A 19,758-nucleotide genomic window follows, 5' to 3' on the forward strand; every position below is an offset into this window, starting at 1 on the left:
GCCGCCGCGGGCCGGCGGCGTTCCCTCGATATTAAACAAGCGATCGATTAATATGCAACCATGGAGTTGAGGGACCGCCTACCATCGGTCGGTGTGAGCACCACGACGGGCAGGCCGCGCCGCGCGGGACGGCCGCGCAAGGAAGACGCCAAGGACACGCGGGCCGTGCTGCTGGAGGCCGCCCTCGACCTGTTCGTCGAGAAGGGCTACGCCGCCACGTCCGTCCGCATGATCGCCCGCGCCGCCGGCCTCAGCGACGCCGGACTCTACGGCCACTTCGCCGGCAAGCGCGCGATCTACGACGAGCTGCTGGCCTCGGCCGGCCCCGGCGCGGTGGGGCAGGTGATCGCGGAGCTGTTCCCCGACCCCGGGGCGACCCCGGACGACCCCGAGGCGTTCCTGCGCGGGTGCGTCGCCCGCGTGGTCGAGTTCTTCGAGGAGCCGGCCGCGCGCAAGTTCAGCCGGCTCCTGCTGCGCGAGGAGATCGCCGACAATCCCGGCGTCGTCAACGAGATGATCTCCCAGGGCACGCGGACGCTCGGCCCGATCTTCTCCCGGTGGGCCGAGCGCGGCCTGCTGTCGCCGCGCGTGCGCGCCCGGCTGCTCGCCGGCGAGCTGGACGGCGGCGAGCTGGCCTGGGAACTGCTGTCCCCGCTGGTGTTCATCCGGCTCACCTACCTGCACGGCCCCGACGACCTGCACGACGAGGGGAGGCGGCGGGCCGCCTCCCACCTGGAGCTCTTCCTCGACGCGGCCGTCCGTCGCTAGGCGCCCGTCGTTCAGGTGTCGCGCTTCGCCTGCTCGATCTCCGCGTCATGCTGGGGGTGCCACATGTGCGGGTAGTGCAGGTCGAACGCCGGCCGTTCCGAACGGATACGCGGCATGGACGTGAAGTTGTGGCGCGGCGGCGGGCAGGACGTGGCCCATTCCAGCGAGTTGCCGAACCCCCACGGGTCGTCGACGGTGACGCGGGGGGCGCGGCGGGCCGTACGCCAGACGTTGTACAGGAACGGCAGCGTCGACAGGCCGAGGATGAAGGCGCCGATCGAGGAGACCAGGTGCAGGTCGGTGAAGCCGTCGACGGCGCTGTAGTCGGCGTAGCGCCGCGGCATCCCGGCCACGCCCAGCCAGTGCTGCACGAGGAACGTCGTGTGGAAGCCGATGAACAGCAGCCAGAAGTGCCAGACGCCGAGCCGGTTGTCGAGCATCTTGCCGGTCATCTTCGGCCACCAGAAGTAGAAGCCGGCGAACATGGCGAACACCACGGTGCCGAACACCACGTAGTGGAAGTGCGCCACGACGAAGTAGGTGTCGGTGACGTGGAAGTCGAGCGGCGGCGAGCCGAGAATGACGCCGGTCAGCCCGCCCAGCAGGAACGTCACCAGGAACCCGACCGCGAACAACATCGGCGCCTCGAAGCTCAGGTGCCCGCGCCACATCGTGCCGATCCAGTTGAAGAACTTCACCCCGGTTGGCACGGCGATGAGGAACGTCATGAACGAGAAGAACGGCAGCAGAACCTGCCCCGTGCCGAACATGTGGTGCGCCCACACGGTCATCGACAACCCGGAGATCGCGATGGTGGCGCCCACGAGCCCGATGTAGCCGAAGACGGGCTTGCGGCTGAAGACCGGGATGACCTCGGTGATGATGCCGAAGAACGGCAGCGCGATGATGTAGACCTCGGGGTGGCCGAAGAACCAGAACAGGTGCTGCCAGAGCAGCGGCCCGCCGTTCTCCGCCACGTAGACCTGCGTGCCGAGCTTGCGGTCGGCCTCCAGCGCCAGCAGCGCGGCGGCCAGCACCGGGAACGCCATCAGCACGAGCATGCTGGTCAGCAGGACGTTCCAGGTGAAGATCGGCATGCGGAACATGGTCATGCCGGGAGCGCGCATGCACACGATGGTGGTGAAGAAGTTCACCGAGCCGAGGATGGTCCCCAGACCCGACAACGCCAGCCCCATGATCCACAGGTCGCCGCCCGTGATGGGGCTGTAGACGACGTCCGACAGCGGCGTGTAGGCGAACCAGCCGAAGTCGGCCGCTCCGTCGGCGGTGAAGAACCCGCTCACCACGATCAGCCCGCCGAACAGGAACAACCAGAAGCTGACCGCGTTCAACCGCGGGAAGGCGACGTCGGGCGCGCCGATCTGCAGCGGCATGATGACGTTCGCGAAGCCGGCGAACAGCGGGGTGGCGAACAGCAGCATCATGATCGTGCCGTGCATGGTGAACAGCTGGTTGTACTGCTGCTGGCTGACGAGCTGCAGGCCCGGATGGACCAGCTCCCCCCGGATGACCAGCGCCATCAGACCGGCAAGGAGGAAGAAGGCGAACGACGCGATCAGGTACATGTAGCCGATCACCTTGTGATCGGTCGAAGCCAGCCAGGCCGCGATGAGCCTGCCCTTGCGGCGGACCCGTGGCGGCTCCGGCGGCGAGGCGAGCGGCTCGTCCCGTGGCTTGAAGGTGGTCATGTACGATCTCCGTCTTTCCAGCTCAACGGGCATCGGCTGACCACGGCCCCTGTACGAGCGCGCCGCCGACCACCTGCCCGACCAGCGTTCGCTACCCCGGCGCTCCCGCCCGAATCGCCGCCATACCGCAGCACGATCGATCCGTTACGCCCCCATGGGAATCGGCCGTCCGCCCGGAGAACCGCTTCACCGGTCCTCGACCGGCGCCCTGCCCTTCGCCTCGTGCCTGGCGGCCGGCTCGGGGAGCCGCAGCGCGATCATGGCCACGTCGTCGTCGGCCGACAGCGGCAGGGCGCTGAGCAACTCGTCGCAGAACCGGTCGAGAGGCGTGCGCGCGAGCGCGCACGCGTGCCTGCGCAGCCGCTCCAAGCCCTCGTCGAGGTGCTCGTCGTGCCGTTCCACGAGCCCGTCGGTGTAGAGCAACAGCGTGCTCAGCGGGGGCAGCGGCTCCCGCGCGGACACGCACCGGGCGTCGTACGGGATGCCGAGCAGCGGGTTGGCGCCGTCCTCGAGGAAACGGCCCTCGCCCTCGCCGGTGATCAGCAGGGGCGGCGGGTGGCCGGCCACCGCGTAGTTCAGCCGGTGACCGCCTTCGCCCTTCTCGACCCTGGCCAGCACGCAGGTCGCGGTCTCCTCGCAGTAGAGGGTCTTCATCGCGATGTTCAGCCGGGCGAGGATCTCCCCAGGAGGCTCCTGCCGGTCCACGACCAGCCCTCTGAGCATGTTGCGCAGCTGGCCCATGGCGACCGCGGCGCGCAGGTCGTGCCCCGCGACGTCGCCGATGGCCAGCACGGTGGCGCCGTCGGGCAGCACGAACGAGTCGTACCAGTCGCCGCCCACGTCGGCGGCGGCAGGGCTGGCGCGGTAGCGTGCGGCGATCTGCATGCCGGGCACCCGCGGCGGTTGCGCCAGCAGGCTGTGCTGCAGGGCCACCGCGACCTTGTGCGTGCGCTGGAACCGCATCGCGCTGCTCAGGCTGTCATGGGCCTGCTCGATCATCTCGCGCAGCAGGGCGACGGTGCTCTGGCCGATCGGCGCGCGGTCGGCGCAGGCGGCCGCCGTGACCACCGCCGCGAGCGTGCCGTCGACCACGACGGGCAGGAGCGCGATGCTGTTCGCCCCGGTGGCCTGCAGCCAGCTGCGTGTGCCCGCCGGCACGAGGTCGCCCAGCGCCGATCCGGGGGCGAACGTCGTGCGGAACGGCCTGCGCCGGCGTACCACGGAGGCGAATCCGCTGTCGGAGGCCAGGCGTTCCTCGCTGAACGGCGGGAGCCTGGGCAGCCCGGCGCGGGCGGCGGTGGCGATGCGCTCGGCCACGAAGTCGCCGCCTCTGGCCAGCCCGTCGGCGAGGTCGATCACCAGGTGCACGCTGCATCCGTCGGCCAGGTCGGGCACGATGACGTTCGCCAGCGCGCCGAGCATGCCCTCCAGGCTCGTCCGGTCGGCCGTCGCCGCGGCGGCCGAGTCGAGCAGCCGCTGGCGCCGCTGCTCCTGCCACTGCTGCTCGATGTCGGTGCAGGTGCCCACCCACTCCACGAGACGGCCGTTCTCCTGGATCGGCACGGCGCGCGCCTGGAAATGCCGGTACGTGCCGTCGACCGTGCAGAGCCGGTAGACGTGCTCCCACACCTCGGAGACCTCCTTGACCGCGCGGGACCACGACGCCTGCGTGGAGGCGCGGTCGTCGGGATGGACGGCGTTCATCCAGCCGTCGTCGCGGAAGTCGTCCCATGACTGGCCGGTCACCCGCTCCCATCCCAGGCTCGGCTCGATCACCAGGCCGCCGGGGTCGGTCACCCAGACGATCTGCGCGCTGACCCGGACCAGGCTCTGGTAACGCCGCAGGATGCGGCGGCGCTCGTCGGCCACCGCCTGGAGCCGCTGCGCCACGGTGACCTGATCCGTGACGTCCAGGAAGACCGCGAGGACGCCGTACGTGCCGTCATCGAAGGCGATCCGCGAGAGGCTGAAGGTGAAGAAGCGTTCCCGGTCCTCCAGGGCCTCGCCGCCGGGGGCGTCGGTGCGGACCACCGGCCTGCCCGTCCTGAGCACCTGGTCGAAGATGGAAGCGTAGTCTTCCTGGGCCACGCGGGGGAAGGCGTCCCTGAGCGGGGACCCGATCGGCCGCTCCCCGAACAACGACCGGTACGTCTCGTTGGTGTACAGCAGCCGGTGGTCGGGCCCACGGGTCACCGCGACCCCCACGGGCGCCGGCTCCAGCACCTCGAAGGTCAGACCACTCACCCGCTGCCCGTAGACACCGTCCATTGCGACTTCCCCCGATGACGCCGTTCACGGTGATTCGCGAGCCCGTCAGATTCCTACCCTTTCCTGACGCGACGGGAACCCGGCTGGTCACGACTCCGTCCCGCCCGACGCCTCGGCCTTCCCAGCGCCGGCGACAACATGACCTCGACCAGGCGCTCGACCACGCGCGGAAGGCCGAGCGCCTGGCCAGGGAGGTCCGGAACGGCTACGCGCTGTGCCCGGTCACCACCATCCTCGGCACGGTGCGCGACGTCGCGCACCGGAGACGCCGGGCGCCTGTCCGTCAGCGCAGCGGGAACCGGCCGGGGTCCACCGTGGCGAGGTCGCGCAGGAAGCCGCGTTTGTGGGGGTCGTCCCAGTCGTTCCACTCGGCGGCGTCGATCAGCGTCCACACGCCCCATTCGAGGAGCATGTAGCGCACGGCCACCGGCCACAGTGCCAGCTCGGCTTCGGTGAGCCGGACGTGCCGCCGGTACGCCGAGGAGAAGGCGGACCACTCGTCGGCCGTGAAGAGCCGGGGCGGCGCGGTGGCCATCTCGTTGTGGAACAGCAGCGCGGCCAGCGCCAGATCGAGGACGCGCGGCGCGTACTCGGCGTTGTCGGGGTCGACCAGCACGGGCGCCCCGTCGACGTAGACCAGGTTGTTGGCCTTGTAGTCCATGGACACCGCGGCCCGCGGGAGCCCGCCGTCGCGCACCGGCGGCAGCGTCTCCGCCATGAATGACTCCAGCCACGGCTCCAGGCGGGCCGGCACCTCGTCGCGCAGGTCGGGCGCGTGCTCGCCCAGCACCCGCCTGAGCCCGGCGACGTCCTCCTCCACCGAGGCGGCGTCGTGGTCGGGCCAGCCGAACTCCGGCATGCCGGGCCCGGCCGGCCGGGCGGCGTGGATGCGGCCCAGGAGGTCGCCGGCGGCGGCGACGTCGTCCGCGGAGCCGGTGTACGGGCGGCCGTCGACCCACGGGTAGGCCACCCAGACCTGGTCGCCGATCGGGGCCGGGTTGTCGACGGGCAGGGGGAGCGGGGTGACCACGCCGACGTCCTCCCCGGCGAGCCCCTCCACCCACCGGGCGATCGCGGCCGCGGCCGTCACGGGGCCGGTGGTCCGCTTGATCACGGCCTTGCCGCCGTCCAACCGGACGGGGAAGACGGGGGCGTACGGATAGCAGGAGTGCTCCGGCCTGCCCGCCTCCCCGACAGCGAAGTGCTGGAAGACGTCGGCGAAGTCGGCCGCCCGGTCGTAGGCCATCTGCGCTCCTGCGGGTCTCGGCTGACGGGGTGTCGCATGCTAGCCGAAAGCCGCGTGGCGCCGACACCGGTTATCGGGAGGGGTCCGGCGGCTCGGGTACGGCCCGTACAGGTAACGATCGGTCCTGATCGCCGCCGTCTGCCTCTCGGCACGATGTCCCCTTCCGCTACGGGTATGGCACACGCACATCAGCGTATGTCATACCCAAAGGGCCGGTGTCAGGAGTCGTCAGGTGTCCTGCCCGCCCGCCATGCCGTCCGGGCGCGGGCCGAGCAGGCCGGCCGCGCGCTCGCGCATCTCCACCTTGCGGATCTTGCCGGTGACCGTCATCGGGAAGGAGTCCACCACGTGGACGTAGCGGGGGATCTTGTAGTGGGCGAGCCGGCCCGCGCAGAACTCCCTGACCCGCCCGGCCGTCAGCGGCTCCGCACCCGGCCGCATGACCACCCAGGCCATCAGCTCCTCGCCGTAACGCTCGTCGGGCACCCCGATCACCTGGACGTCGCTGATGTCCGGATGGCCGTACAGGAACTCCTCGATCTCGCGCGGGTAGATGTTCTCGCCGCCGCGGATGACCATGTCCTTGATACGGCCGACGATGGTGACGTAGCCGTCGTCGTCCATGGTGGCCAGGTCGCCGGTGTGCATCCAGCGCGCGGCGTCGACGGCCTCGGCCGTGGCGTCCGGCTGGCCCCAGTAGCCGAGCATGACCGAGTAGCCCCGGGTGCACAGCTCCCCGGGCACGCCCCGGGGGACGACCAGCCGGGTCTCCGGATCGACGACCTTGACCTCGATGTGCGGCATGGCCCTGCCGACGGTCTCGGTACGGCGGGCCAGCCCGTCGTCGCCGCGGGTCATCGTGGACACGGGCGACGTCTCGGTCATGCCGTAGCAGATGGCGACCTCGGCCATGTTCATCTCCGTGACGACCCGCTTCATGACCTCCACCGGGCAGGGGGAGCCGGCCATGATGCCGGTCCGCAACGTCGACAGGCCGTACGCGCCGCTCAGGGCCAGCTCGGCGATGAACATCGTCGGCACCCCGTACAGGGACGTGCAGCGCTCCTCCTGCACGGCGCGGAGCGTGGCCTCCGGGTCGAAGCCCGGCGCGGGCAGCACGATGCACGCGCCGTGCGAGGTCGCGCCGAGGTTGCCCATGACCATGCCGAAGCAGTGGTACAGCGGGACCGGCAGGCAGACCCGGTCGGCCGCTGTGTAACCGAGCAGCTCGCCGACGAAATAGCCGTTGTTGAGGATGTTGTGGTGCGACAGCGTGGCGCCCTTGGGGAAGCCCGTGGTGCCCGAGGTGTACTGGATGTTGATCGGGTCGTCGAACGCCAGCTCCGCCGCCCGCCGCCGCAGCGTGGCCGGGTCGCCGCGCCTGCCACTCGCGACCAGCTCGTCCCAGCCGCGCTCGCCGATGAACACGGCCTGCGCGAACCCGATCTCGCCGATCATCGCCCGGTAGTCGCTGGTCTTGTGGGAGACCGCGCTGATCAGCAGCCGCATGCCGGACTGCTCGACGACGTACCGCAGCTCGTGAGCCCGGTACGCCGGATTGACGTTGACCAGGATCGCGCCGATCTTCGCGGTGGCGTACTGGACGAGCACCCACTCGGCGCAGTTGGGCGCCCAGATGCCCACCCTGTCGCCCTTGGCCACGCCACGGGCCAGCAGGCCGAGCGCCACCTCGTTCACGGCGGCGTCGAGCTCGGCGTAGGTCCAGCGGCGCCCGGCCGCCACGTCCACCAGCGCCTCGTGCCCGCCGAAACGGGCCACGGCGCGCTCGAAGTTCTCCCCGATCGTCTCGCCAAGCAAGGGGACACCGGACACGCCCGAGGCGTACGAGAGCAGTGCGTCAGCCATGGGAACAGACTCCGCCAGGATCGGCCCGGTGACCACCCCCCGCCGGGGGATGCGCCCGGCCAGGCGTGGGAGGCCGCCGGTGCGGGCAACATCCAGGAGGTCTCCGAACAGAGGGGTGTGGCAGGACATGCCGTCCGTCGTGCTGATCGGCACACTCGACACCAAGGGCGAGGAGTACGCGTGGCTGCGCAACCGGCTCGTGGAGCTGGGCAGCGACGTGGTCGTGGTGGACGCCGGCGTCGGCGTCCCCGGCCAGACGCTGCTCGCCGACGTCTCCAACGAGCAGGTCGCCGAGGCGGGAGGGGGCGACCTGCGGGCGCTGCGCTCCGCCGGCGACAGGGGCGCCGCCGTGACCACCATGGGCGAGGGCGCGGCGGAGATCCTGGCCCGGCTGCACGCCGACGGCCGCGCCGACGCCGTGCTGGCGCTGGGCGGCAGCGGCGGCTCGTCGATCGCCGCGCGGGCCGTGCGCGACCTGCCCATCGGCCTGCCCAAACTGATCGTGTCCACGATGGCGGCGGGAGACGTCTCGCCGTACGTCGGGGCGAAGGACGTCACGATGATGTACAGCGTGGTCGACATCGCGGGCATCAACCGGCTCTCCCGCGCCATCCTCGGCAACGCCGCCGCCGCGGCCGCGGGCATGGCCCGCGCGCACCAGCTCGCCAGGGCCGAGCTGACCACGGGCGGCTCCGACCGGCCGCTCGTCGGCGCGTCGATGTTCGGGGTGACCACCCCGGCCGTCGACGCCGCGCGCGAGCGGCTCGCCGAGCTCGGCTACGAGGTGCTCGTCTTCCACGCGACCGGCGCGGGCGGGCGCGCGCTCGAAGGGCTCGCGGCGAGCCGGATGCTGGCCGGCGTGCTCGACCTGACCACCACCGAGCTGGCCGACGACCTCGTCGGCGGCGTCCTGTCCGCGGGGCCCGGCCGGCTCACCGCGGCCGGCGCGCACGGCGTGCCGCAGGTGGTCGCGCCGGGCGCGCTCGACATGGTCAACTTCGGCCCCCGCGACAGCGTGCCCGACGAGTTCGGCGACCGCCTGCTGTACGTGCACAACCCCACCGTGACGCTGATGCGCACCACGGCGGGCGAGATGGCCGAGCTGGGCCGCCGCGTGGCGGCCAAGCTCCGCGACGCGAGCGGGCCCACCGTGCTGTTCGTGCCGCGCAGGGGCGTGTCCGCCCTGGACGCGCCCGGCGGCGCCTTCGCCGACCCGAAGGCCGACGAGGCCTGCTTCGAGGCCATGGCCGAGGGGCTGCGCGGCTCCGGCGTGCCCGTCGAGGAGCTCGACCTGCACGTCAACGACCCGGCCTTCGGCCGCGCCATGGCGGAGCGGCTGCACCACATGATCTCCGGAGGCGCCACGTGAACAGGCAGGACGTGCTCGACAGGCTCCGCGGCACGGTCGCGGCCGGGCAGCCGATCGTCGGCGCGGGAGCCGGCACCGGCCTGTCGGCCAAGTGCGCCGAGGCCGGCGGCGTCGACCTGATCATCATCTACAACTCGGGCCGCTACCGCATGGCCGGGCGCGGCTCGCTGGCCGGGCTGCTGCCGTACGGCGACGCCAACCAGATCGTCGTCGAGATGGCCTCCGAAGTGCTGCCGGTCGTGCGTGACACGCCGGTGCTCGCCGGCGTGTGCGGCACCGACCCGTTCCGCGTCATGCCGCTCTTCCTCGACCAGCTCAAGGCGATGGGGTTCGCCGGCGTGCAGAACTTCCCGACCGTGGGCCTCTACGACGGGACGTTCCGCCAGAACCTGGAGGAGACCGGCATGGGCTACGACCTGGAGGTGCAGATGGTGCGGCAGGCCCGCGAACGCGACCTCGTCACCGCCCCCTACGTCTTCGACGAGAGCCAGGCGCGGGCCATGGCCGAGGCGGGCGCCGACGTGCTGGTGCCGCACGTGGGGCTGACCACCAAAGGCAGCATCGGCGCCGGCACCGCCCTGACCCTCGACGAGGCGGCCGAGCGCGTGCAAACCATGCGGGACGCGGCCGTGGCCGTCCGGCCCGACGTGCTCGTGCTCTGCCACGGCGGCCCGATCGCCGAGCCCGACGACGCCGCGTACGTCCTGTCGCGGACCAAGGGCGTGGTCGGCTTCTTCGGCGCCTCGTCCGTCGAGCGGCTGCCGACCGAGCGTGCCATCACCGAGCAGGTCCGGGCCTTCAAGTCACTCACGTTCTGATAGCGAGGAGCCGCCATGCACGTCAGCCCCGACAGCGTGCCGACGATGGCCTTCGACTGGGGGTCGATCAAGTGGTTCGTCACCCCGTCCGCCGTCCAGGGGGCGAGCAGCACCCTGGGCGAGGTCATCGTCAACCCGGGCCGCGGGCACGCCCGCCACCACCACCCCGGCGCCGAGGAGATCATCTACGTCATCTCGGGCGAGGGCCGCCAGATGGTGGACGACGGCGAGGAGTTCACCATCAGAGAGGGCGACACCGTGCACATCCCCGCGGGCGTCTACCACTCGACGTACAACACCACGTGGCGGCCCTTGCGGCTGATCGTCACGTACACGCCCGGTGGAGAGGAGAAGGCGCTGGAGGCCGCGCCGGACCTCACGCTGCACGAGCCGGGCGGCGTCGCGGAGTGGCGTCAGGCCTGACGCACGCGAGACTGCAACCTTTCGCCCGGCGGGTGGCGTTGTGACGGGCAGAGGAGATCACATTGGATGGTGATGACGGCTTCCGCGAATTCGTGCTCGCCCGGCAGCAATCGCTGATGCGGACGGCGTACCTGCTCACGGGAGACGCCTACCTCGCCGAGGACCTGCTGCAGAGCGTCCTGGCCAAGGTCGTGGGCCAGTGGCACAAGCTGTCGGGAGACGGCAACCCCGAGGCGTACACGCGCAGGGCGCTGGTCAACCAGTACATCTCGTGGAAGCGCAGGCCGCGGCCCGAGGTGCTGAGCTCCAACGTGCCGGAACATGGCGCCTCGTACGACGAGGTCGCGCTCGACCGGATCGTGCTGCGCGGGGCGCTGGCCAAGCTGACGCCCAAGCAGCGGGCGGTGATCGTGCTGCGCTTCTGGGAGGACCTCACCGAGGCGCAGACTGCCGAGGTGCTCCGCTGCTCGATCGGCAACGTCAAGAGCCAGTGCCACCACGCGCTGGCCCGCCTGCGCTCGCTGGCGCCCGAGCTCGGGCCCATGCTGTCGGATCCGGAGATCGTGGAGGTGACCCGATGACCAGGCTGCGGGACGCGCTGGACGACATCGCGGCCGAGGCTCCGGCGGTGGACCTGACGCGCCTGGTGGACGCGGCCATCACGGGCCGCAGGCGCCGGCGGCGCGCCGGCTGGGCGCTGGCCGCCGCCGCAACCGCCGTGGTGATGGGCGCGGCGAGCGCGGCCGTCGTGCTGCCGGGACAGCGGGGCGGCGAGCCGGCCGCGCGACCGGTGCTCGACCTGCCCGACAACCGGGTGGGCCCGCTCGCCCTCGCCTACATGACGCCCTGCGACCTCGACGTCGTACGTAAGCGGTTCGACTGCAGCATGGTCGAGTGGCGGGTGGTCACCAGCACGGGCACGACCTACCGCGTGCCGCAGGCGCTCGTCAGGACCGCGAAGGAACGGCCCGCGCCCATGGCGGTCAGCAGGGACGGCCGCATGCTCGCCTACTACAGCCGGGAGGCGCAGGCGCACGTGGTCAGGGACCTGGTGACCGGCTCCGAGACGACCTCGCCGGTCACGGTGGAGGAGGAGCGGATCGACATCGGCTCCATGCTGGCGGTCTCCGACGACGGCCGCCACCTGCTCTTCGACCCGCGCGAGGGCAGCAAGAAGCCGGGGCTGCTGATCGACGTGCGGACCGGCAGGACGGTCCCGGTGCCCGGCACGTACGAGGTGGTCACCATCAGGGACGGCGTCGCCGAGCTGGTCCGGTACCGCAAGACCGACCTGTGGCTGATGCCCGTGACCGGCGGGGGCAAGCCGGTGCGCTTCGACGGCGCGTTCATCATGTTCAGCGAGCTCGCCCCCGACGGCCGCACGGTGGCCGCCTTCCATTTCCCCGACACCAAGAAGGGCAAGCGTCCCCGCTCGGACCTCGTGAAGCGCAGGCTCAGCCTGCTCGACACCAAGACCGGGCGGGCCCTGCGCAAGGTCGACATCCGCGGCCTGCCGAAGGACGGCAGTATCTTCGAAACCACGCTGTGGGTGAACGAGAAGGAGGTCACGCTGGGCTTCCGCGGCGGGAAGGGAGAGGTCGCCACCTACGCGGTCGACACGACCACGGGTCGAGCCCGGCTCCTGACCCGGTATCCCGGCTCGCCCAGAAGCGTGGTCCTTCCCGGAGCCGCGGCGGGCTGATCGCGGCGCCCACGCGGACGGCGTGGCCAGAACGCGCGGCCAAGCCTACGATCACGTGTGGAGGCGGTATGAATCGGGTGGCGGTCGTCGACGACGACTACTATGTCCGGCTCGGGGTCACCACCTTCCTCCGCGACCGCGCGGAGATCGGCGCCGTGACCGCGCTCGATCACCCCGCCGCCCTCGCGTTCGGCGACGGGTGGCGGGAGGTGGACGTGGCTCTCGTCGACGCCGCCGACGACCGGCGCGCCGACGACCAGTTCCCCGGCGTGGCCGTGGTCGAGGAGATCCGCCGGCGGTGCGATCCGGGCCGGCCGCGCGTGGTGGTGGTGACCGGCCACGCCTATGACGAGGCGGTGCGCCGCCGGATGCGCGAGGCGGGAGCCGACTTCCTCTACGACCGCCGTGACGTGCTGGACCCTCAGGCCATGCTGGCGGCCGTGCTGCGCCCTGGCCGGGCCGCCGGGTCCAGCACGCCACGGCAGGAGGGGCGCACCAGGGACGAGGAGCGGCTGGGCGTCTCCCGCCTGACCCGCGTGAACGCGGCCGTGGCGTACGCGCTGGCCGAGGACCTGCCCGGGCGGCTGGCCGAGCGGGCCAACCCGCGGGGGAGAGCATGGGAGCGGGTCCGCGCGGAGTTCGGCCGGGTGGCCAGGATCGCCACGGTCAACGCCGACGGGCTGCCGCCCGACCGCGAGCAGGACCTGCCCTCCTTACGCCAGATCGAGCGGTTCCTGACATGGGCCACCCGGATCAAGCGGCGGCCGTGAGCCCGCTGGCCGCCCCGGCGGCCATCGGCGTGGCGACCACGAGGTTCTTCGTCAACATCCGGGTCGCCAGCCGGGTCATGGCGGCCGCCACGGTGGCCGCGACGGGGAGGCTCCCGCCGGAGCAGGCCGCCGCCCTCGCGGCGGCCTTCATCCTGTACGACCTGGCGCTGACCGCGCTGCTGCGGCGGCGCCGCTTGCCGCTCGCGTTACGCCTGCCACTCGACTGCGCCGACGTCGCCGGATGGTGCGTGCTGGTGGGCGGGCCGCTGGACCCGGCCGCGCTGCCGGCCTGCCCGCTGGCCTTCGAGACCGCGCTGCGCGGCTGGCGGCGGGGAGCTCTCGTCACCCTGCTCGTGGGCGGGTCGGCCGGGGTGGCCCTGGTGGCGGCGGGCTCGCAGCCCGCGGTCGCGCCGTTCCTCTGGCCGGCCGCGGGCGCCCTCGGCGGGGTGGTCATCAGCCGCTACCTGGACCGGCAGCTCGCCCAGCGGCTGCGGGAGGCGGACGCCGAGCATGAGGCGACCGCGAGCCGGGCGCGGCTGGCCGGGCAGGGCAGCGTCGCGTTCGGACGGGACACCGTGGTGGACGCCGCCACCCGCGTGTGGCCGCTGCTGGCGGGAACGGGGCCCGTGCCGCGCTCCCCGCTGGCGGCCTGGCGGCAGCGGCTGGCGGAGAGCATCGGCGACCACGCCGAGTTCCTGGACACGGCCCTGCGCAACTGGCAGGTCCTGCACAACAGCGCCGACCCCGACCTCACCCACGACGTCGAGTTCCGGGTCAGGGAGGGCGACGGCACGCTGCTGCTCGTGCCCAGCCAGGTCGAGCTGCTCGGTCACGTGCTGACGGAGTTGCGGCCGCGCGGCCGGGTCACCGTGTCGGCGGTCGGCACTGGCCCGCTGGGACAGGAGCGCCGGCTCGTCATCGACGGCCGGCCGGTGCGGCTGGCGGCCGACCCGGGACGCGTGGCCGGGCCGTACGATCTGGGTCCTCTCATCATCGGGCTGAGCACGCTGGGCTCGCTCGCCCACTGCCTGCCGTCGTTCGAGGCGGTGCCGTGGCCCGCGGGCGTCGCCCTCGCCTGCGCCGGGCTCCTCCTGGCCTGGCGCGCGCACCTCGCCGTACGCGCCAGGGGAGCGTCGTCGCGGCCCGGCGTCGTCGCGGCCGCCCTGCTCTTCGGCGCCGTGGACGCGGTCACCAGCACGCTGCTGATGCGCAACCTGACCAGCGGCGGGCTGATCCGCGTGCCGTTCCTCTACTTCCTGGACTTCGTCATCCCGCTCGTCGTCTTCTCCTGGCCGGACCTGCGCCGCGCGCACCGGTGGGCGGTCGTCGCCGCGTCCGCGGCCATCGTCGCGGCAGGGACGGCGCTGCTACCCGCGCCGCCGCAGCCGCGAGACCTCGTGATCCTGGTGTGGCCGGCCATCTTCGCCGTGGGCGCGACGGGCGTGCGGACGATGTTGCGCAGGGACGCCGCCGACCTGGACGCCCTCATCGCCCGCCGCCGGCGGGCCGCCGAGCGCGAGGGCCACGCGCGCGGGCGGGCCGAGGTGTTCGAGCTGGTCGAACGCGACGTGCGGGCCGCGGAGGAACGCCTGCGCCAGCACCGGGACACCATCGACCCGGTGCTGGCCGCGCACGCCGCCGAGCGCCTCGGCGACATCCGCGACCGGCTCCGCCGCGCCGGTGCCGCGTCCGCTAGAGCGGTCGGCGGCGCTCAGGGGCGCACACCTGCTTGATCCCGTTCGTGGCGTCCATGCCCCAGCCGATGCGCTCGGCCCTGTACGGCTGCCCGTTGGCGTCGGTGAAGAGGATCGACCGGACGTTCGTCCCCCTGCCGATGTGCCACCAGCCGTGGCGCGGCTTCTCGTCCACGGGGAGGCCCGGCCCTCGCACCACCCCGCCGTGAATGCGGGGATCGAAGTCCCCGTGGATGGCGAAGCGCACGACGGCCGTGGCCGATTTCGGCGGGATGTAGAAGGAGAAGTCGCATGACATCGATGTGTACCTGGGCGTGTAGGACACCTCGACGCATGCGTGCCTGCCGTTGGTCCACGTCCAGGCGATCCTCGCCTCCTTGTCCACGAACCACTGTGCGTCTCCCGGGCACTTGTCCGTGGCGGCGTCGAGGGTGGTGACCTGGGGTTTGAGGTAGTAGACGGCCGTGGCGGCTCCCGCCGCGGGGCTCGCCGCGACAAAGCTGCCTGTCAGTGAAAGCACGGCCGCGACGGCCGCAGTCCTCGCTCGCACGTTACTCTCCCCGTCCTTCCGGGTGCGTTGCGAGGCAACCGTAAGCCCGGGGGCCGCGCGTTTCCGGATGCGGGAACGCGCGGCCGCGTGCCCTATCCTCCGCGGCGGCGGGTCACCGGCCGGAGCGGTCCAGGGGCCGGCCCGGGTGATGCGTCGTCAGGTCGGCGCCCCGGGGGCCGTGGTACGGGTCTCCCGCGTGCAGCCCGGCGGTCTGGATCACGCGGCTGATGTCGCTGGGCGTGAGCAGCCCGATGAGCCGCCCGGCCGGGTCGAGCACCACGGCGCGGCCGTCGGCGCAGCCGCCCATCCTGGTCAGCAGGTCGGTCAGCGCCTCCTCGGGCCGGGCGGCGGGCACCTGGTCGGGAGGGCAGGCGATGTCGCGCAGCCGCGTCGCCGCGCGTGCGTCGGGCCGTACCTGGCGGATGCGGTTGAGCGTGACCAGCCCGAGGAAGCGCATGCCGTGGTCCACCAGCGGATAGGTGGACAGGCGCTCGCGCATGACGACCCGGTCGATGAGCTCGGCCACGGTCTCGTCCGGGTGGGCGACGACCAGCCGGTCCGACATGACGTTCCCGATCCTGATGCCGTGCAGCGAGGAGCCGAGCTGCGCCTGCTGCTCCTCGGCGCTGGCGGCACTGACGAGGAACAGGCCGATCAGGGCCAGCCAGAGCCCTTCGAACCCGCTGCCGGTGACGACCTGCAGGAAGCCCAGCGCGATGAGGACGTAGCCGAAGACCCGGCCCGCGCGAGCGGCGGCCACCGCCGCCCGGGTGCGGTCGCCCCACCGGGACCACAGGGCGGCGCGCAGCACGCGCCCTCCGTCCAGCGGCGCGGCCGGGATCAGGTTGAACAGGGCCAGGATCACGTTGACCCCGGCGAGGTAGCCGAACATCCCGGCCAGCAGCGGTGCCCAGCCGGCGGCGGAGACGAGGAGCGCGACGGCCCCGAAGATCACGCCGCACACGAGGCTGGTGAGCGGGCCCACCACCGCGATCTTCAGGTCGGCGCCCGGTGAGCGCGGCTCGCCGCGCAGCTCCGCCACCCCTCCGAGCAGCCACAGCGTGATGTGCGCGACGTCGATGCCGTGGCGCTTGGCCACCATCGCGTGGGAGAGCTCGTGGGCCAGCAGCGAGGCCAGGAACAACACCGCCGTGGCCAGCCCGGCCAGCAGGTACACCACGGGAGACGAGCCGGGGAAGACCACGGGGAACCGGCCGAAGGCCAGCCCGACGAGCAGGATCAGCACGATGACCAGCACGCTGACGTTGAGCCCGACCGGAATCCCCCCGATCCGGCCGAGGCTGATGGATGAGCGCATCCGCCCTCCCCACAATGCGAGTGTCCGCTCCACGTACCCACAAAAGGCACCTGCACGCAGTGACGCGGGCCGGCGCAGCGTTCCGGAACAACGTGCGAAGAAGCGGTAGGATCAGCGGTGACCACCGGACACGAGGGACGATGTCGAGCATCAAAGAGGTCGCCCGGCTCGCTGGGGTCTCCGTCGGCACCGTGAGCAACGTGCTCAACCGGCCCGAGATGGTGGCCCCCCAGACGCGGCTGCGGGTGCAGGCGGCGATCGCCACGCTCGGCTACGTCCGCAACGGCTCCGCCCGGCAGTTACGGGCCGGCCGCAGCCGGACCATCGGCGTCGTCGCCCTCGACCTGGCCAACCCGTTCTTCATCGACGTGCTGCGCGGTGTGGAGACCGCGGCGCAACCCCTCGACGTCAATGTCATGGTCTTCAACAGCAACAAGGACGCCGCCCGCGAGGCCGGGCTGCTGGAGACGTTCGAGGAGCAGCGACCGCTGGGCGTGCTGATCACGCCGGTCAACGACAGCGACGAGGAGGAGCGGCTGAGCCGGCTCGTCTCCCGCGGCATCCCGGTGGTGCGCTTCGACAGCTCGGCCCCGCACAGCCACGGCTGCGCCGTCGCCGTGGACGACGTGCTCGGCGGGCGCCTGGCCGGCCGGCACCTGCGCGAGCGGGGGCATCGCCGCATCGCCTTCGCCGGCGGGCCGTTCACCGTCCGCCAGGTGCGCGAGCGGCACCACGGTCTGGCGGGCGTGCTGGGCCCGGCCGACGCGCTGACCGTCATCCCGCTGCCCGATCTCACGGTGGCCACCGGGCGCACGGCCGGCGCGGAGATCGCCGGGCTGCCTTCCGCCGAACGCCCCACCGCGCTCTTCTGCGCCAACGACCTGGTCGCGATCGGGGCGTTGCAGGAGATGACCCAGCGGGGCCTGCGGGTGCCGGCCGACGTGGCGATCCTCGGCTACGACGACATCGACTTCGCCGCCGCGGCGGCCGTGCCGCTGTCGTCGATCCGGCAGCCGCGCGAGCAGCTCGGCCACACCGCCGCGTTGATGCTGCTGGAGGAGGCCAACCGGCCTGCCGGTCACGAACATCGCCAGGTCGTCTTCCAGCCCGACCTGGTGGAACGCGCCTCCACCGCCGCTCCCTAGACGTGGAGGGGGGCGTCGTCAGCTCATCTGGTCGTTGAGCTGGGTGGCGTCGGGGCCGGGGAAGGGGCCGTTGAAGGGGATCGCGGTCGGAGACGGCCGCAGCGTGCCCGACCAGTCCTGGTAGGACAGCAGGATGGCCACCGCGAGCACCAGGACGACGCTCGTGGCCGCGGCCAGCGCCCACAGCACGACCGCCGGAGTGCTCAGGGCGTCGAGCCCGCGGGGCGGATCGGGCTCGCCGCCCCTGCCGCGCGGCCCCGCCAGGAGCTTGTCGAGCACGGGATCCTCGTGCGCCAGCCGCTCTTCGATCTCCGCGAGCGCTCGCCGCTCGTCTCTGGACATTGCCATGATCTCAGGCCGTCTCCAGGGCGTGACGAGAACGGCGGCCGATCTGGAGAGGGGGCACATGCACCTGAGGGACTCCCAACGTGGCTCTCCACATTCTTGCAGTATGCAACATTAATGACTCCGCTGTCACGGCGGGCGGAGTTCCGGGATCATCTCCCGCGCGTGTGGTGCGGGCCCCATGGTCGTTCAGGCCGGTCCGCGATCACGCGACCTGCGGATGCATGGGGTCGGCAGCCGGGTCGCCATGCGGATCCGCGGCCTCGACCGTGTAGAACAGTTCTATGCCAGAGCGTCAAACCGCCCAGATGAACGGTGAGGATCAGGCCGCTGTCATCTCGGCGGTGCTGTCGGGCTCGCGGCTGCTGGTCGCGATCGCGGCGCGTTCGCTCGGCGCCGTCGCCGACCGGGTGACGTTGCCGCAGTTCCGGATGCTCGTGGTGCTCTCAGGACACGGCGAGACCAAGCTCGTCACCATGGCGGAGCTGCTCGACGTCAACTCCTCCACCGCCATGCGGATGGCCGACCGGCTCGCCGCCGCGGGACTCGTGGTCCGCGAGGTCAACCCGATGAACCGGCGGGAAAGCCTGATGCGCCTGACCGATGAGGGCAGGCGCATCGTGGACCAGGTGACCGCCCGCCGCCGCGACGAGATCGCGGCGATCGTCTCGCGCATGTCGCCGGCGGAGCGCCAGGCGCTGATCTCGGCGATGGCGGCCTTCAACGAGGCGGGCGGCGAGCCGGCGGAGGCCGGCAGCCACCCGCTCGGCTGGCCCGACGCCTGAGCGGGTCAGGCGGGGTTGCCGAGGAAACCCTGCTTTTCCAGCCAGTCGGCGGCGACCTTGCCCGGCTCCATGCCCTCGACGTCGACCTGCGCGTTGAGCTGCTGCATGGTCGCGTCGTCCAGCTTGGCGATCACGGGCTGGAGCACCTTCTCGATCGCCGGGTTCTTCTGGTAGGTCTCCTCCCTCAGGGTCATGGCCGCGTTGTAGATCGGGAAGAACTTCTTGTCGTCCTCCAGCACGGTGAGACCGAGGGCGGCGATCCGGCCGTCGGTGGTGAACACCTCGCCGAAGTTGCAGGTCTCGCCCTTGTCGGTCTCGGTGTAGACGACGCCGGTGTCGAGCAGGGAGATGTTGTCCTTGGGGATGGTCATGTCGTACGCCTTGCTCAGGCCGGGCAGCCCGTCGTCACGGGTCGAGAACTCCGTCTCGATGCAGATCGTGACTTCCTTGGGGTTGGTCTTGGCCAGCTCGGCCACGTCCGAGACCGTCTTGACGCCCAGCTCCGTGGCCTTCTCGGAGCGGATGGCCAGGGCGTAGGTGTTGTTCAGCGGGGTCGGACCGATCCAGTGGATCTTGTTCTTCTGGAGGTCGGCCTCCGCGGTCGCCTTGAACTGCTCGGCGGAGTCCTGGATCGGCTTGGTGTTCTTCAGGAACTCGATCCAGCCCGTGCCGGAGTAGTCCCAGTACATGTCGATCTCTTTGGACTCCAGGGCCTTGCGGTTGGGCACCGTACCGCCGAGGTTGGTCTTGTCGACGACCTCCGCCCCATGCGCCTTGAGCAGGTGCACGGCGATCTTGCCGAGCACGATGTTCTCGGTGAAGTCCTTGGAGCCGACGATGTACTTGGCCCCCTTGAGCTCGTCGCCCGCGCTGCCGGCTTCGACGGCGTCGGAGGAACCGCAGGCGCTCAGGGTCGTGATCGAGAGCGCGGCGGCTGCGAGCAGGGTGAACGTCTGTCGAAGCGGGCGGGAGAACATTTGAA

General features: G+C 71.7%; 18 protein-coding genes. 10 read left to right on the forward strand and 8 right to left on the reverse strand.

The features are described 5' to 3' along the window. The first annotated feature begins 93 nt into the window (after positions 1–93). Positions 94–768 carry a TetR/AcrR family transcriptional regulator gene (locus tag E1292_RS13270; protein WP_165974509.1) on the forward strand — a complete coding sequence of 225 codons (675 nt, stop codon included), beginning with the start codon at positions 94–96 and terminating at the stop codon, positions 766–768. Positions 769–779: 11 nt separating this feature from the next. Here the strand turns inward: E1292_RS13270 and ctaD are convergent, their stop codons facing one another. The 4 genes from ctaD to E1292_RS13290 form a co-directional block, all read right to left on the reverse strand. Beyond that, positions 780–2,477: an aa3-type cytochrome oxidase subunit I gene (ctaD, locus tag E1292_RS13275; protein ID WP_132595441.1), complete on the reverse strand. Its 1,698-nt coding sequence runs from the start codon at positions 2,475–2,477 to the stop codon at positions 780–782. A 186-nt stretch (positions 2,478–2,663) separates the two neighbouring features. Beyond that, on the reverse strand, positions 2,664–4,745 hold the full coding sequence (locus E1292_RS13280) for a SpoIIE family protein phosphatase (protein ID WP_132595442.1): 2,082 nt from the start codon (positions 4,743–4,745) through the stop codon (positions 2,664–2,666). Between the two features lie 283 nt (positions 4,746–5,028). Further along, positions 5,029–5,991, reverse strand: coding sequence for a phosphotransferase (locus E1292_RS13285; protein WP_132595443.1), 963 nt, complete (start codon positions 5,989–5,991; stop codon positions 5,029–5,031). Between the two features lie 228 nt (positions 5,992–6,219). After that, positions 6,220–7,857, reverse strand: a complete 1,638-nt coding sequence (locus E1292_RS13290; RefSeq protein WP_132595444.1) for an AMP-binding protein — start codon at positions 7,855–7,857, stop codon at positions 6,220–6,222. Positions 7,858–7,984: 127 nt separating this feature from the next. Here E1292_RS13290 and E1292_RS13295 point away from each other — a divergent pair, with 127 nt between their 5' ends. The 7 genes from E1292_RS13295 to E1292_RS13325 all read left to right on the forward strand — a co-directional run bounded on the left by E1292_RS13295 (position 7,985) and on the right by E1292_RS13325 (position 14,672). Continuing rightward, positions 7,985–9,226 (forward strand): Tm-1-like ATP-binding domain-containing protein, encoded by a 1,242-nt coding sequence (locus E1292_RS13295; RefSeq protein WP_132595445.1) that lies wholly within the window; start codon positions 7,985–7,987, stop codon positions 9,224–9,226. Beyond that, entirely contained in the window at positions 9,223–10,044 is an 822-nt protein-coding gene (locus E1292_RS13300; RefSeq protein WP_132595446.1) for a phosphoenolpyruvate hydrolase family protein, read from the forward strand. Before E1292_RS13295 ends, E1292_RS13300 begins: the two co-directional genes overlap by 4 nt. A gap of 15 nt (positions 10,045–10,059) precedes the next feature. Beyond that, the gene (locus E1292_RS13305) at positions 10,060–10,467 is read left to right on the forward strand and encodes a cupin domain-containing protein (protein ID WP_132595447.1); all 408 of its coding nucleotides are present in this window, start codon (positions 10,060–10,062) and stop codon (positions 10,465–10,467) included. A 62-nt stretch (positions 10,468–10,529) separates the two neighbouring features. Next, on the forward strand, positions 10,530–11,048 hold the full coding sequence (locus tag E1292_RS13310; protein WP_132595448.1) for a SigE family RNA polymerase sigma factor: 519 nt from the start codon (positions 10,530–10,532) through the stop codon (positions 11,046–11,048). Next, the gene (locus E1292_RS13315; protein WP_132595449.1) at positions 11,045–12,169 is read left to right on the forward strand and encodes a hypothetical protein; all 1,125 of its coding nucleotides are present in this window, start codon (positions 11,045–11,047) and stop codon (positions 12,167–12,169) included. Before E1292_RS13310 ends, E1292_RS13315 begins: the two co-directional genes overlap by 4 nt. Before the next feature lie 68 nt (positions 12,170–12,237). Next, positions 12,238–12,939 (forward strand): response regulator, encoded by a 702-nt coding sequence (locus E1292_RS13320; protein WP_132595450.1) that lies wholly within the window; start codon positions 12,238–12,240, stop codon positions 12,937–12,939. Continuing rightward, positions 12,909–14,672, forward strand: a complete 1,764-nt coding sequence (locus E1292_RS13325) for a hypothetical protein (protein ID WP_132595451.1) — start codon at positions 12,909–12,911, stop codon at positions 14,670–14,672. Before E1292_RS13320 ends, E1292_RS13325 begins: the two co-directional genes overlap by 31 nt. On the opposite strand, the gene E1292_RS13330 is transcribed toward E1292_RS13325, so the two are convergent. Both E1292_RS13330 and E1292_RS13335 read right to left on the reverse strand, forming a co-directional pair. Continuing rightward, positions 14,632–15,183, reverse strand: a complete 552-nt coding sequence (locus E1292_RS13330) for a hypothetical protein (RefSeq protein WP_132595452.1) — start codon at positions 15,181–15,183, stop codon at positions 14,632–14,634. The two genes, E1292_RS13325 and E1292_RS13330, sit on opposite strands and share 41 nt — an antisense overlap. Before the next feature lie 112 nt (positions 15,184–15,295). Further along, positions 15,296–16,501, reverse strand: coding sequence for a site-2 protease family protein (locus tag E1292_RS13335; protein ID WP_132595453.1), 1,206 nt, complete (start codon positions 16,499–16,501; stop codon positions 15,296–15,298). Positions 16,502–16,641: 140 nt separating this feature from the next. Here E1292_RS13335 and E1292_RS13340 point away from each other — a divergent pair, with 140 nt between their 5' ends. Further along, positions 16,642–17,646 (forward strand): LacI family DNA-binding transcriptional regulator, encoded by a 1,005-nt coding sequence (locus tag E1292_RS13340; protein WP_132595454.1) that lies wholly within the window; start codon positions 16,642–16,644, stop codon positions 17,644–17,646. A gap of 18 nt (positions 17,647–17,664) precedes the next feature. Here the strand turns inward: E1292_RS13340 and E1292_RS13345 are convergent, their stop codons facing one another. Next, positions 17,665–17,994 carry a DUF3040 domain-containing protein gene (locus E1292_RS13345; protein ID WP_165974510.1) on the reverse strand — a complete coding sequence of 110 codons (330 nt, stop codon included), beginning with the start codon at positions 17,992–17,994 and terminating at the stop codon, positions 17,665–17,667. 305 nt (positions 17,995–18,299) lie between these two features. Between E1292_RS13345 and E1292_RS13350 the strand changes: the two genes are divergently transcribed. After that, positions 18,300–18,776 carry a MarR family winged helix-turn-helix transcriptional regulator gene (locus tag E1292_RS13350; protein ID WP_246090093.1) on the forward strand — a complete coding sequence of 159 codons (477 nt, stop codon included), beginning with the start codon at positions 18,300–18,302 and terminating at the stop codon, positions 18,774–18,776. Between the two features lie 5 nt (positions 18,777–18,781). Here the strand turns inward: E1292_RS13350 and E1292_RS13355 are convergent, their stop codons facing one another. After that, positions 18,782–19,753, reverse strand: coding sequence for a glycine betaine ABC transporter substrate-binding protein (locus E1292_RS13355; protein ID WP_132595457.1), 972 nt, complete (start codon positions 19,751–19,753; stop codon positions 18,782–18,784). Positions 19,754–19,758: the final 5 nt, after the last annotated feature.

Source organism: Nonomuraea deserti, assembly GCF_004348685.1.
Classification (GTDB): domain Bacteria; phylum Actinomycetota; class Actinomycetes; order Streptosporangiales; family Streptosporangiaceae; genus Nonomuraea; species Nonomuraea deserti.